Annotated in this window: 15 protein-coding genes; 14 read left to right on the top strand and 1 reads right to left on the bottom strand. The window is 45.2% G+C overall.

Annotation, left to right across the window (positions count from 1 at the left end):
• The first annotated feature begins 68 nt into the window (after nucleotides 1-68).
• The 4 genes from OCV65_RS06890 to OCV65_RS06875 all read left to right on the top strand — a co-directional run bounded on the left by OCV65_RS06890 (nucleotide 69) and on the right by OCV65_RS06875 (nucleotide 3,690).
• Nucleotides 69-1,220: an aminotransferase class V-fold PLP-dependent enzyme gene (locus OCV65_RS06890; protein WP_262581443.1), complete on the top strand. Its 1,152-nt coding sequence runs from the start codon at nucleotides 69-71 to the stop codon at nucleotides 1,218-1,220.
• Nucleotides 1,221-1,327: 107 nt separating this feature from the next.
• Nucleotides 1,328-2,602 carry a double-cubane-cluster-containing anaerobic reductase gene (locus OCV65_RS06885; protein ID WP_262581442.1) on the top strand — a complete coding sequence of 425 codons (1,275 nt, stop codon included), beginning with the start codon at nucleotides 1,328-1,330 and terminating at the stop codon, nucleotides 2,600-2,602.
• 15 nt (nucleotides 2,603-2,617) lie between these two features.
• Entirely contained in the window at nucleotides 2,618-2,878 is a 261-nt protein-coding gene (locus tag OCV65_RS06880) for a putative Se/S carrier protein (RefSeq protein ID WP_118382747.1), read from the top strand.
• Between the two features lie 41 nt (nucleotides 2,879-2,919).
• Nucleotides 2,920-3,690: an acyl-CoA dehydratase activase gene (locus tag OCV65_RS06875; protein WP_262581441.1), complete on the top strand. Its 771-nt coding sequence runs from the start codon at nucleotides 2,920-2,922 to the stop codon at nucleotides 3,688-3,690.
• Nucleotides 3,691-3,758: 68 nt separating this feature from the next.
• Here the strand turns inward: OCV65_RS06875 and OCV65_RS06870 are convergent, their stop codons facing one another.
• Nucleotides 3,759-3,992 (bottom strand): polya polymerase, encoded by a 234-nt coding sequence (locus OCV65_RS06870; protein ID WP_118382745.1) that lies wholly within the window; start codon nucleotides 3,990-3,992, stop codon nucleotides 3,759-3,761.
• 331 nt (nucleotides 3,993-4,323) lie between these two features.
• On the opposite strand from OCV65_RS06870, the gene OCV65_RS06865 reads away from it, so the two are divergent.
• The 10 genes from OCV65_RS06865 (at nucleotide 4,324) to OCV65_RS06820 (ending at nucleotide 13,340) form a co-directional block, all read left to right on the top strand.
• Nucleotides 4,324-5,241 carry a beta-ketoacyl-ACP synthase III gene (locus OCV65_RS06865; protein WP_262581458.1) on the top strand — a complete coding sequence of 306 codons (918 nt, stop codon included), beginning with the start codon at nucleotides 4,324-4,326 and terminating at the stop codon, nucleotides 5,239-5,241.
• 90 nt (nucleotides 5,242-5,331) lie between these two features.
• A complete protein-coding gene (gene acpP, locus OCV65_RS06860; RefSeq protein WP_118382744.1) occupies nucleotides 5,332-5,550 on the top strand; it encodes an acyl carrier protein in 219 nt (72 codons plus the stop codon).
• Between the two features lie 12 nt (nucleotides 5,551-5,562).
• The gene (gene fabK / locus OCV65_RS06855) at nucleotides 5,563-6,501 is read left to right on the top strand and encodes an enoyl-[acyl-carrier-protein] reductase FabK (RefSeq protein ID WP_262581440.1); all 939 of its coding nucleotides are present in this window, start codon (nucleotides 5,563-5,565) and stop codon (nucleotides 6,499-6,501) included.
• Complete coding sequence (gene fabD / locus OCV65_RS06850; protein ID WP_262581439.1) at nucleotides 6,494-7,429, top strand: ACP S-malonyltransferase; 936 nt, start codon at nucleotides 6,494-6,496, stop codon at nucleotides 7,427-7,429. Before fabK ends, fabD begins: the two co-directional genes overlap by 8 nt.
• Nucleotides 7,405-8,145, top strand: a complete 741-nt coding sequence (gene fabG / locus OCV65_RS06845; RefSeq protein WP_465245498.1) for a 3-oxoacyl-[acyl-carrier-protein] reductase — start codon at nucleotides 7,405-7,407, stop codon at nucleotides 8,143-8,145. Before fabD ends, fabG begins: the two co-directional genes overlap by 25 nt.
• A gap of 14 nt (nucleotides 8,146-8,159) precedes the next feature.
• Entirely contained in the window at nucleotides 8,160-9,398 is a 1,239-nt protein-coding gene (gene fabF / locus OCV65_RS06840) for a beta-ketoacyl-ACP synthase II (protein WP_262581437.1), read from the top strand.
• A gap of 11 nt (nucleotides 9,399-9,409) precedes the next feature.
• The gene (gene accB, locus OCV65_RS06835; protein ID WP_262581436.1) at nucleotides 9,410-9,847 is read left to right on the top strand and encodes an acetyl-CoA carboxylase biotin carboxyl carrier protein; all 438 of its coding nucleotides are present in this window, start codon (nucleotides 9,410-9,412) and stop codon (nucleotides 9,845-9,847) included.
• 16 nt (nucleotides 9,848-9,863) lie between these two features.
• On the top strand, nucleotides 9,864-10,304 hold the full coding sequence (fabZ, locus tag OCV65_RS06830; RefSeq protein WP_118452789.1) for a 3-hydroxyacyl-ACP dehydratase FabZ: 441 nt from the start codon (nucleotides 9,864-9,866) through the stop codon (nucleotides 10,302-10,304).
• Nucleotides 10,297-11,646 carry an acetyl-CoA carboxylase biotin carboxylase subunit gene (locus OCV65_RS06825; RefSeq protein WP_262581435.1) on the top strand — a complete coding sequence of 450 codons (1,350 nt, stop codon included), beginning with the start codon at nucleotides 10,297-10,299 and terminating at the stop codon, nucleotides 11,644-11,646. Before fabZ ends, OCV65_RS06825 begins: the two co-directional genes overlap by 8 nt.
• Nucleotides 11,643-13,340, top strand: coding sequence for an acetyl-CoA carboxylase carboxyltransferase subunit alpha (locus OCV65_RS06820; RefSeq protein ID WP_262581434.1), 1,698 nt, complete (start codon nucleotides 11,643-11,645; stop codon nucleotides 13,338-13,340). Before OCV65_RS06825 ends, OCV65_RS06820 begins: the two co-directional genes overlap by 4 nt.
• The last annotated feature ends 27 nt before the right edge of the window (nucleotides 13,341-13,367 follow it).

Below are 13,367 nucleotides of genomic sequence, written 5' to 3'. Positions count from 1 at the left end.
GCAAAGAACCGAAGGTTTCGAGCTGGGCGTTCGACGTATGTCTGCAAGCAAGTGATTCAGGAGAGTATATGAATCAAATTTATTTTGACAATGGCAGTACGTCATGGCCAAAGGCACCTGGTGTGCCGGAAGCCATGGCGGATTTGTTAGCTCACGGTGCATTTAATATTAACCGTGGCAATTATGAAGGCGCATACGAGATCGAAGGCGTCGTGCTGGATACAAGAGAACAGCTGACGCGTCTTTTTCATGTGAAGAATTCTAAGGGAGTAGTGTTTACACCGAGTGTGACCTATTCCCTCAATCTGTTTATAAAAGGCTTTTTGAAGCCCGGAGATCATGTGATCGTGACGGGGCTGGAGCATAATGCAGTGATGCGCCCGCTGGAACAGATGAAGGCTGTGGGTGTGGACTATGACATTGCACGGACAGACAGAGACGGCAATCTGGATCTTGAACACTTAAGATCACTGATCGGAGACAGCACCAGAGCGGTATTGGTAACCCATGCGTCCAATGTGTGTGGAACCGTAGTTCCGATTGAAGAAATTGGTAAGATCTGTCAGGAATATGATCTGATCTTTGCAGTGGATACGGCACAGACTGCAGGAACGCTGGATATTGATATGGAGAATTGTGGGATTGATTTTCTGGCGTTTACCGGTCACAAGGGACTGCTTGGACCACAGGGAATCGGTGGATTTCTGATATCAGAGAGACTGGATCGAGATATGAAGCCATTGATTGCAGGAGGTACCGGAAGCCAGTCAGATTCTCTGCTGATGCCGGAGAATCTGCCGGATAAGTATGAGAGCGGTACGATGAACCTTCCGGGGATCATAGGATTGCATACGGCGCTGTCTTATTTAGAAGAACAGGGAATCGGACGCATACATGACCGTAAGATGTCGCTGACCGGATATTTTCTTGAACGAGTGTCAGAGAATTCTAAGATACGGATCGTGGGTCGAAAAGATCTGGAACACAGAGTGGCAGTAGTGTCATTGGATTTTCAGACGATGGATAATGCAGTAGCTGCCTTTGAACTGGAGCAGGCAGCAGGGATTATGACTAGAGTGGGACTGCACTGTGCGCCTGTGGCGCATCGGTCACTTGGCACTTTTCCGCAGGGGACCGTGCGGTTTGCATTCAGTGCATCGAATACAGAAGAAGAGATAGATATTTGTATAGAAGAAATAAATAAACTCGCCCACTTATAGATGGAAGCTATAACAAAAAGCCTTGTTATTATTGTGAATAGTTGATAAAAATGGTACGATAAAGACAGATTAATTGTTCAAATGCGATAATAAGGAGGAAAAGAATTATGGCAGATAATCAGAAAATGTGGGAAGAACTGGGGATGAATCTGGAGCTGCATGATCAGTTGTGTCAGGTGCTTCCACAGGCGGTTGGGGATGTATTTCTCTCTCAGGAAAACCGTCCGGACGGAATGGATTATTATGATATGGTAGTTGCAGATATTCACGGTATCCGCCCATCAGAACTGATTGAACATCAGAAAAAAGGTGGCAAGGTATTTGGTACATTCTGTGTATACGTACCGGATGAGGTGATCTTCGCAGCAGATGCAATTGCGACCGGACTCTGCGGCGGATCTCAGTTCTGGGTGCCGGGAGGCGAGAAGGTGCTTCCGAATAATACCTGTCCGTTGATCAAAGCATCGGTGGGAGCAAGACTTGACCGTACCTGTCCATTTTTCCGGATTGCGGATATGTATATCGGAGAGACTACCTGTGATGGTAAAAAGAAGGCATGGGAGATTTTGTCTGAGGACGTACCGGTACATGTAATGGATCTTCCGCAGATGAAGCGTGCCAAGGACGTAAAAGCATGGGCAGAAGAGATTAAAGAGCTGATGCATGTGGTAGAAGAATTTACCGGCAATAAAGTGACAGCAGAGAAGTTAGCAGAAAGTATCAAGCTGATCAATAATAAGAGAAGAGCGTTGGACAGACTGTACGCCTGTCGTAAGAATGAGAAGCTTCCAATCAGCGGTACGGATGCATTGGTTATTTCTCAGATTGCATTTTATGATGATCCGGCAAGATTTGCACAGATGACGAATAAACTGTGTGACGAGCTGGAGCAGCGGATCAAAGACGGCGTCAGTGTAGTTCCGGAAGGAACCAAGAGAATCATGCTGACAGGAACACCGCTTGCAATTCCGAACTGGAAGCTTCATAATATTGTTGAGACCAGCGGAGCAGTGGTTGTCTGCGAAGAGATGTGCACAGGTACCCGTTACTTTGAGCGTTTTGTAGACGAGAGTGGTACTACGATCGACGAGCAGATCGATGCAATTGCAGAGCGATATATGGGCATTAACTGTGCATGCTTTACACCAAATCATGGAAGAATCGATGATATCCTCCGTTTGGCAAAAGAATACAAAGTAGATGGAATCATTGATGTGAATCTGAAGTTCTGTAACCTTTACGACACCGAAGGATATTTCGTAGAGCGTGCGATGAAGGAAGCAGGTATTCCGGTACTGGGAATCGAGACCGATTACACAGACAGCGATGCTCAGCAGCTTCGTACCAGAATCAGTGCATTTGTGGAGATGCTTAATAACTAAGGAGATATGGGATAGATGTCAGAGATTCAGCATTATATTCTGTTTCCTAATCATGACAATGCAATGCGGTTATACCGCGAATTAAAAAAGCTGGGGGTTCGGGCGGTGATTGCCCCTACCCCCAGAAGTGCGAGTAAATGCTGCGGCGTGTCGTTGATGGTGGAAAAGGACGATCTGGATACGATATGGGAGACTGCAGAGCAGAAAGAGATTGAGATTCTGAAAGTGGCAGAGGTGAAAAAGGATTTTAATCCACACCGTGATCGTTACTGTTAAAGATCGTAAAACGAAATAAAAGAAATCAGAGGGAAGACAAGATGTATTATGTAGGAATTGATATTGGATCTACTGCGTCCAAGACAGCAGTACGAGGAGATAAGGAATTAATGTTTGTGCTGCCGACAGGCTGGAGCAGTAAAGAGACCACCGGAGTGATCCGCGAGAAGCTTCTGGAAGAAGGAATCGATGTGGCATCTGACGATGTGAAAGTTGTGGCAACAGGATATGGAAGAGTTGCAGTAGACTTTGCAGATTACGTGATCACAGAGATTACCTGTCATGCCAGAGGTGGCAGAGAGATGGCAGGAGATGACTGCTCGATCATCGATGTCGGTGGACAAGATACGAAGGTGATACTGGTATCAGGCGGCATGGTACAGGATTTTCTGATGAATGATAAATGCTCGGCAGGAACCGGTAAGTTCTTGGAGATTATGGCGAATCGCCTGGGTGTAACTCTGCAGGAGTTGTTTGACATGGCAGATACTGGAGATGTGTTATCGATCAGTTCACTCTGCACCGTATTTGCAGAATCGGAAGTGATCAATTATATCGGTGAAGGTAAGAAGCGGGAAGATATCGCAGCCGGTGTGGTAGATTCTGTAGCAGCGAAGGTATCACAGCTTGCAGGCAGAAAGAATCTGGCGGATAAGGTGATCCTTACCGGAGGTTTGAGCAACAGCGAATACTTTACCAGAATCTTATCAGAGAAGCTTGGTAAGAAAGTAGAGATGACCGAGAACGGACGGTATGCAGGTGCGATCGGAGCAGCGTTGCTGGCAGAAGAGAAAAGTAAGAGAAGAAGATAACAATATAAAAAAGCGGTCGAAGATTCGAGGGTACTCGAAATTCGACCGCTATATTTTTATATATGAGTTTAGGCAATGTACTTGGTATCTATTGCGTAAGCTAACAGCTTTGAGATGTCCTCGCGATTATGGAGGGCTAACTGAAGCTCTGAAAAATGACCGTCAATAGAAAGGATATTCTGTGTGAGTTTGGATTTTAAGTCAATACGTGAGCCATCTTTCTTTACTAATTCTACTTTGTCTTTGCATTCATTTACTACGTTAAAAAATTCTTCTGAGTTATCGATATTAAAAAGTTTCATACTTTTCAAACTCCTTTCATTTGTTAAACATTTATCATCTTTTCTTTTGCTGATTTTATTTTAACTGAAATACAGAAAATATCAATGCATTTAATGTATGAATTATACAAAACCAAATAAAAAAAATTGTGCAATATTACAAATGCAATTAAGGGTGTCAAAGTTATAGACAAAAAAGGCAATTCTTTGTGTAAAAAATAACAATGAAATAGCACTTCTGTCTTTCAAAAAAAGTACTTGCAAAATAATTTTTATTATGATATTGTTTGATGGTCAAAATACTTTAAAACAAAATAATATGAAAACAAAGGTAAATAAAGAGGCGGATATGATGATAGGAAAGATATGTGGCACAGGATCCAGTATTCCAGTAAAAATCATGGATAATGATGATCTGTCGAATATGGTGGATACGAATGATGCGTGGATCCGTGAACGTACCGGCGTGGAGAAACGCCATATCGCAGAGTCAGAATCCACAGTGTCTATGGCAGTGGAAGCAGGCAGACGGGCGCTTGCACAGACAGGAATACGACCGGAAGAGTTGGATATGATAGTGGTGTCAACGATGTCACCGGATGCAGTGCTTCCTTGTACAGCCTGCGAAGTGCAAAAGGCTATCGGCGCAGAGGGTGCGGTCTGTTTTGATTTGCAGGCAGCATGTACAGGATTTGTATTTGCGTATAATACAGCGCAGGCGTACATTCAGAGTAATATGTGCAGAACAGTATTATTGATCGGAAGTGAGAGATTATCCAGGTTGGTAGACTGGACCGACAGAGGAACCTGTATTTTATTTGGTGACGGTGCCGGAGCAGCAGTTTTGAAGGCAGCAGAAGGAAGAGCTTATCTTCCGGTTTCTCATTCTGATGGAAAAAAGGGAGAGGCCCTGACATGTGACAGATACATTCATATGGATGGAAGAGCAGTGTTTCAGTTTGCGGTAACCAGAGTGCCGGAGGTGATTCGTGAAGTACTCACAAAAAATGAACTGCTCATGGATGATATTGATTATTTTGTTCTGCATCAGGCAAATCGGAGAATTGTGGAAGCAGTGGCAAAAAGATTAAGGCAGCCAATTGAGAAATTTCCGATGAATCTTCAAGAATATGGAAATACATCTTCTGCAAGCATTCCGATTCTTCTGGATGAAATGAATCGGTCAGGAAAGCTGAAAAAAGGTCAGAAGCTTGTAGTGGCAGGATTTGGGGCAGGTCTTTCATGGGGCGCATCCATTGTAGAATGGTAAGAATGATTGAAAGGTAATTACCGGTAAGGAGCCGGATTACATAGATACAGAAAACTTAGAAATGAACAAATATGAAGGAGAATAAGAATTATGTTAGAAAGAGTAAAAGAAATCGTAGCAGACACATTGGGAACAGAAGCAGAGAAGTTGACTGAGGCGACTTCATTCAAGGCTGATCTTGATGCAGATTCACTGGACTTATTTGAAATGGTAATGGCACTGGAAGAGGAATTCGGTAAGGAAATCCCAACAGAGGATCTGGAGAAGATTGCAACGATTGGTGATGTAGTTGCTTATCTTGAGAAATAGGAGCTGGGTGATATGAAGACAGAGATTACAGAACTTTTGGGAATCCGTTATCCGATTATCCAGGGAGGCATGGCCTGGGTGGCAGATTATCATCTGGCGGCTGCCGTGTCTAATGCCGGAGGTCTTGGATTGATCGGAAGCGGAGGCGCACCGGCAGAATGGGTCAGAGAGCAGGTGCGAGAAGCAAAGAAACTGACAGATCAGCCATTTGGTGTCAATCTGATGCTGATGAATCCGGAAGCTGATCAGATCGCGAGGGTACTGGTAGAAGAAGGCGTGGCAGTTGTAACGACAGGTGCCGGAAGTCCGGAAAAATATATGAGCATGTGGAAAGAAGCCGGTATGAAGGTAATTCCGGTAGTGGCAAGCGTGGCGTTGGCAAAGAGAATGGAACGCTGTGGTGCGGATGCTCTTGTAGCAGAAGGAACGGAAGCAGGGGGACATATTGGAGAACTGACTACAATGGTACTGGTTCCGCAAATTGTTGATGCAGTATCTGTACCGGTAATTGCAGCCGGCGGAATCGCGGATGGCAGAGGAATTGCAGCAGCTTTTATGCTGGGAGCAAGAGGAGTGCAGATAGGTACACAGTTTGTGGTAACAAAAGAATGTAATGTTCATGAGAATTATAAACAGGCATTGATTAAGGCAAGAGATATTGATTCTCGTGTGACAGGAAGAACCACCGGACATCCGGTCCGTGTCCTTCGCAATGCAATGGTAAAAGAGTACCTGAAGAAGGAACAGGCCGGAGCTCCGTTTGAAGAACTGGAACAGCTGACACTCGGCGCACTGCGCAAGGCAGTAGTGGATGGAGATGTAACTAATGGAAGTGTTATGGCAGGTCAGTGTGCGTCAATGGCTCATGAGATAATGACTTGTAAAGAATTGATCACAAAGCTGACTTGCGAGACAGATAAGTTGATCGGAGGCTCAGGGTTCTATGAGTAAGATTGCATTTATCTATCCGGGACAGGGAGCGCAGAAAGCCGGCATGGGAAAGGATTTCTATGAAAACAGTCCGCTTGCCAGAGATATCTATGACCGGGCATCGGAATGTCTCGAACTGGATATGAGAGCATTATGTTTTGAGGAAAATGACTTGCTGGATCAGACGGAATATACGCAGGCAGCTATGGTGACAACCTGTCTTGCGATGACTGCGGTATTGAATGAACAGGGAGCAGAAGCGGATGTGACAGCAGGATTGAGTCTGGGAGAATACTGTGCCATTGCGGAGGCAGGTGCAATGGATCTGTTAGATGCAATCCGCCTGGTCCGAGTACGCGGACAACTGATGCAGCATACAGTTCCGACAGGAGAAGGCGCGATGGCGGCAGTGCTTGGAATGGATGCAGATCAGATTGATGCCGTGATTGAACCAATTGCGAATGTAACGGTAGCTAATTATAATTGCCCGGGGCAGATTGTAATTACAGGAGGAACAGCAGGCATCGAACAGGCATCCAAGACATTGAAAGAGGCAGGTGCAAAGCGGGTAGTTTCACTGAATGTCAGTGGACCGTTTCATTCACCGATGCTTCGGAGCGCAGGGGAAAAGCTTGGCAAAGAGCTGTCGGCGGTACAGCTTGGTGAGTTGAAGATCCCATATGTAACGAATGTGACGGCAGAGTATGTGACGGACAGCAGCGAGATCCGGGAGCTTCTTACCAGACAGGTATATTCACCGGTGCGCTGGGAGCAGAGCATCCGGAAAATGATCGCACAGGACGTGGATACGTTTGTGGAAATCGGACCAGGCAGAACCTTAACCGGATTTTTACGTAAAATCGATCGGAATGTGACGGTATATCAGGTGAATACCTGGGAAGATTCAAAGCAAATCATGGAGGAATTATGGCAGAGAAAACAGCAATAGTAACAGGTGCATCCAGAGGAATCGGCAGAGCAATTGCATTGGAACTTGCAGGAAAAGGATACAAGGTAATTTTAAATTACTGCGGCTCTAAGGTTCGTGCAGAGCAGGCGGCAGAAGAAATCTGCGCAGCAGGCGGACAGGCAAAAGCCGTACAGTGTGATGTATCAGATTACATAGCATGCGAGACATTTATCAGCAATATTATCAAAGAAGAAGGACGGATAGATGTATTGGTTAATAATGCCGGAATCACCAGAGATGGACTTCTTATGAAGATGTCGGAGGAAGATTTTGATGCGGTGATCAATACGAATCTGAAGGGATGTTTTCACTGTATGCGATTTGTTTCCAGACAGATGTTAAAGCAGAGAAGCGGAAGAATCATTAATTTGTCTTCTGTATCCGGAGTTGCAGGTAATGCAGGGCAGGCAAATTATGCAGCATCTAAAGCCGGTGTGATCGGGCTTACCAAAACCGCTGCAAAAGAGCTGGCAAGCCGTGGAATCACAGTGAATGCGATCGCACCGGGATTCATCAACACAGAGATGACAGAGGTATTATCAGATGCAGTAAAAGAAGGAGCCAGAGGGCAGATTCCATTGGGACATTTTGGAAGACCGGAAGATGTGGCAAAGGCAGCAGCATTTCTGGCATCGGAGGATGCGGCTTATATCACAGGCCAGGTGATTCATGTTGATGGCGGCATGGTCATGTAGAGAAGGAGAAGAGTATGAAAAGACGGGTAGTTGTAACAGGACTGGGGGCAGTCACCCCGATCGGAAATACAGTGGATGAATTCTGGACAGGAGTTCGTACTGGTAAGACAGGAATCGGTCCAATTACCAGATTTGATGCGGAAGGATATAAAGCACAGCTTGCAGCAGAAGTAAAAGATTTTAATGCCAGGGAGCGTATGGATGTAAAAGCAGCTAGAAGAATGGAATTGTTTTCGCAGTATGCAGTGGCAGCTGCATTAGAAGCAAAAGAAGATGCAGCAATTGATATGGAACAGGAAGATGTGTTCCGTGTAGGTGTGATGATCGGATCAGGAGTGGGCAGTCTTGCAACAGTGGAACTGGCCCATGAGAAAATTGTGGAAAAAGGTCCGGGAAGAGTCTCTCCAATGATGATTCCATTGATGATATCCAATATGGCAGCAGGAAATGTATCCATTCAGCTTGGTGCCAGAGGAAAATGTACGAATGTAGTAACAGCCTGCGCATCAGGTACACATTGTATCGGAGACGCTTTTCGGGCAATTCAGTATGGAGATGCGGATGTGATATTTGCAGGCGGTACGGAAAGCGCAATCTGTCCGACCGGAGTGGCTGGATTCTCAGCATTGACGGCGCTCAGTACCAGTACAGATCCTATGCGAGCATCGATTCCGTTTGATAAAGACAGGGATGGATTTGTACTTGGAGAAGGTGCTGGAGTGGTAGTTTTGGAAGAATTGGAGCACGCGAAAAAGCGTGGCGCAAGAATCTATGCAGAGCTTGGCGGATATGGAGCGACTGGGGATGCCTATCATATCACTTCTCCGATTCCGGATGGAAGCGGCGCAGCAAAGGCTATGCTTCTGGCAATGGAAGAAGCAGGTGTGACACCGGAACAGGTGGATTATATCAATGCACATGGCACCAGTACCCATCACAATGATCTGTTTGAGACAAAGGCGATTCATGAGGCGTTTGGAAGTGCGGCTGCGCATGTGGCTGTGAACTCAACGAAATCAATGATCGGTCATCTGTTGGGTGCAGCCGGCGGTGTAGAGTTTATTGTCTGTGTGAAATCAATTCAGGAAGGATTTATCCATCAGACGGTAGGAACAAAAGAGACAGATGAGGAATGTGATCTGAATTATGTACTGGGTTCACCGTTGGAGCAGGAAGTCAATGTTGCAATGTCCAATTCTCTTGGATTTGGAGGACATAATGCAACTGTACTGGTAAGAAAATACAAGGGATAGAGGTGACAGTAATGGAACTGAAACAGATACTACAGCTGATCGATGCAGTATCCGGATCCAGCCTGGACAAATTTGAATATGAAGAAAACGGTTCGAAGTTGTCTTTGGAAAAAGGAAAAGAGCCGGTCATTATGACTCAGGTGGCAGAAAATGAGGAAATGTCACAGGCGTTGAAACCGTCGGCTGAAATACAGAAAGAAGAGAAAGAGTCAACCGGACAGATTGTGAAATCACCACTGGTAGGAACCTTTTATGCAGCACCGGCAGAAGATGCAGATCCGTTTGTGAAGACCGGGGATAAGATAAAACAGGGACAGGTACTTGCTATTGTAGAAGCTATGAAATTGATGAATGACATCGAAAGTGAGTACGAAGGTGAGATTGCAGAGATCTATGTTGAAAATGGACAGAGCGTAGAGTATGGTCAGCCATTATTTCGGATTATATAGATACAGGAGGACTGAGATGAGACATCTGGGAATCAAGGAAATTGAAGAAATTATTCCACACAGACATCCATTTCTGTTGGTGGATTATATTGAAGATTATGAGCCGGGAGAATATGCGGTTGGATATAAATGTGTATCCTTCAGAGAAGAATTCTTTCAGGGACATTTTCCACAGGAACCGGTAATGCCGGGCGTGCTGACCGTGGAGGCATTAGCGCAGACCGGAGCAGTAGCTATTCTTTCAAAAGAGGAAAATAAAGGAAAAATTGCCTATTTTGGCGGGATTCAGAAATGTCGCTTTAAAGGAAAAGTCGTACCGGGGGATAAAGTGCGTCTGGAGACCAGGATTATCAGACAGAAAGGACCATTGGGAGTCGGTGAAGCGGTGGCAAGTGTAGACGGCAAAGTTGTTGTCAGTGCAGAACTTACTTTTGTGGTTGGCCAGAATAATGATTAAGAAGGTATTGATTGCCAATCGTGGCGAAATTGCGGTACGGATTATTCGCGCATGCAGAGAGATGGGAATTGAAACCGTAGCAGTGTATTCAGAAGCAGATCGGGAAGCGTTACATACACAGCTTGCGGATGAGGCAGTCTGTATCGGTCCGGCATCATCCGCAGAGAGTTATCTGAATATGGAGCGGATTATCAGCGCAACAATCATTTCCGGGGCAGATGCAGTGCATCCCGGTTTTGGATTTCTGTCAGAGAACAGTCAGTTTGCCAGGTTATGTGAGCAGTGTCAGATCACATTTATCGGTCCTGACGCAGATACAATCGAGAGGCTGGGCAATAAATCACAGGCAAGAAATACGATGATCCAGGCAGGTGTTCCGGTTATTCCAGGAAGTAAAGAAGCACTATATGAACCGGAAGAAGCGGTTCCTGTTGCTGCAGAGGTAGGATATCCGGTGATCGTGAAGGCAGCTCTTGGCGGCGGTGGAAAAGGTATGCGTGTGGCGGCAGATGAAACAGAGCTTCGACATGCATTTTGTACAGCGCAGAAAGAAGCAGTAGCTGCATTTGGAGATGGAACGATGTACCTGGAACATTTTGTACAGCGGCCAAGACATATCGAATTCCAGATACTGGCGGATAAATACGGTCATGTCATACATCTTGGAGAACGGGACTGTTCGCTTCAGAGAAACCATCAAAAGCTGGTGGAGGAATCCCCATCGCCGGCTCTCTCAGAAGCCCTTCGTGAGCAGATGGGAAAGGCTGCGGTGACAGCAGCCAGAGTTTCCGGGTATGAAAATGCAGGAACCATTGAATTTCTGCTGGAGCCGGATGGAAAATTTTATTTTATGGAAATGAATACGAGAATTCAGGTAGAACATCCGGTAACAGAATGGGTAACCGGTATTGACCTTGTGAAAGAACAGATTCGGATTGCGTCAGGTGAGCCGCTTGCTTATACACAGGAAGAAATCCATCTGAGCGGACATGCAATTGAATGTCGGATCAATGCAGAGAACCCAAAGAAGAACTTTCGGCCTTCTCCGGGAAAGATACATGATATTTATCTGCCGGGCGGAAAAGGAGTCCGCATTGATTCTGCCATCTACAGCGGATACGAAGTGCCTCCGTATTATGATTCCATGATCGCTAAGATTATTGTACATGCTCGGAATCGTCAGGAGGCCGTGGCGAAAATGCAGAGTGCACTAGGTGAGATTATCATTGAGGGGATTGATACCAATGTAGATTATCAGTATGAACTGATTGGACATCCCGGGTTTGCGTCAGGCGATACCGATATTGAATTTATAGACAGGCTCAGTGAGGAAGAATCATGAAACTGAAAAATATGTTTAAGAAGACCAGAAGAAATGATACGGCGCTGCGTGGGTATGACAGGCAACCGGAAGTCCCGGATGGACTGCTTCGTAAGTGTAACGTCTGTAAGGAGGCTATTTTTACAGATGAAGTACAGAATAATGACTGTATCTGTCCAAAGTGCGGTAATTATTTCCGGATACCGGCGTATCAGCGTGTCGAGATGATTGCTGATGAGGGGAGTTTCGAAGAATGGGATGAAGATCTTGTGGGAAATAATCCTCTGCATTATGCCGGATATACAGAAAAGCAGAAGATGCTGCAGGAAAAAACTGGTTTGAAAGAGGCGGTAATTACAGGTAAAGCACAGATTGGTGGAATAGAAACAGTACTCGGTGTCTGTGATGGACGTTTTATGATGGCCAGTATGGGACAGGCTGTAGGTGAAAAAATTACCCGTGCGTTTGAACGGGCAGAAGAAGAACAGCTTCCGGTGATTCTCTTTACATGTTCCGGTGGTGCCAGAATGCAAGAGGGGATTCTTTCGCTTATGCAGATGGCAAAGACGTCAGCAGCAATTAAAAAGCACAGCGATGCAGGACTATTATATGTTGCAGTTCTGACCAATCCAACTACAGGAGGTGTGACAGCAAGCTTTGCTATGGAAGGTGATATTACGCTTGCAGAGCCGGGAGCATTGGTTGGATTTGCAGGTCCGAGGGTGATTGAACAGACAATCCATCAGAAATTACCGGAGGGATTTCAAAGGTCAGAATTTCTGCAGACGCATGGATTTGTAGATGCGGTTGTAGAAAGAAAAGATATAAAAAAATATCTATATAATGTATTAAGATTACATGTTAATAGGAAATGTGAAAAAGTAGTCATAGATAGTAACTTAGAAACAGTACACCAGAAGAATGTGGACAGAGAGAAAACAGCCTGGGAACGTGTGCAGATTTCCAGGGCAAAAGACCGCCCTTCCGGAAGTGATTATATTCATGCACTTTTTACGGATTTTACAGAACAACGGGGTGACCGTTGCTATGGAGATGACAGAGCCATCATTGGAGGTGTTGCCAGATTCCACGGAATTCCGGTAACTGTGATCGCACAGGAAAAGGGTCGTACAACGAAAGAAAACATTGAACATAATTTTGGAATGCCATCACCGGAAGGATATCGCAAGGCACTTCGCCTGATGAAACAGGCAGAAAAGTTTCAACGGCCAGTAATCTGTTTTGTGGATACACCGGGAGCATTTTGTGGTCTGGAAGCGGAAGAGAGAGGACAGGGGGAAGCTATTGCACGCAATTTGTATGAGATGTCTGCGCTCAAAGTACCAATCCTGTCAATTGTTATTGGTGAAGGAGGAAGCGGTGGCGCACTGGCATTAGCTGTAGCAGATGAAGTGTGGATGTTAGAGAATTCTATATATTCCATCCTGTCTCCGGAAGGATTTGCGTCGATTCTCTGGAAGGATAGTAAACGTGCTGAAGAAGCGGCGGGAGTGATGAAACTTACAGCGGCAGATTTAATGAATCTGGGTGTGGTTGAACAGATCATAGAGGAACCGGAGATGTTAAATATAAATACATTTTCCGAGGTGACGAATGTGATGGAACAAAAAATATATAGATTTCTGGAAGAAAAACAGAAGAAAACAGGCATTAAATTAGTGGAAGAGCGGTATGAACGTTTTCGCAGAATGTAGGATTTTTGCACTGGCATATTTACATAT

This window comes from Dorea ammoniilytica, from assembly GCF_025567415.1.
In the GTDB taxonomy this organism is placed as follows: domain Bacteria; phylum Bacillota; class Clostridia; order Lachnospirales; family Lachnospiraceae; genus Claveliimonas; species Claveliimonas ammoniilytica.
The sequence above is the reverse complement of the archived record's forward strand: the minus strand, read 5'-3'. Positions and strand labels throughout refer to the sequence as shown.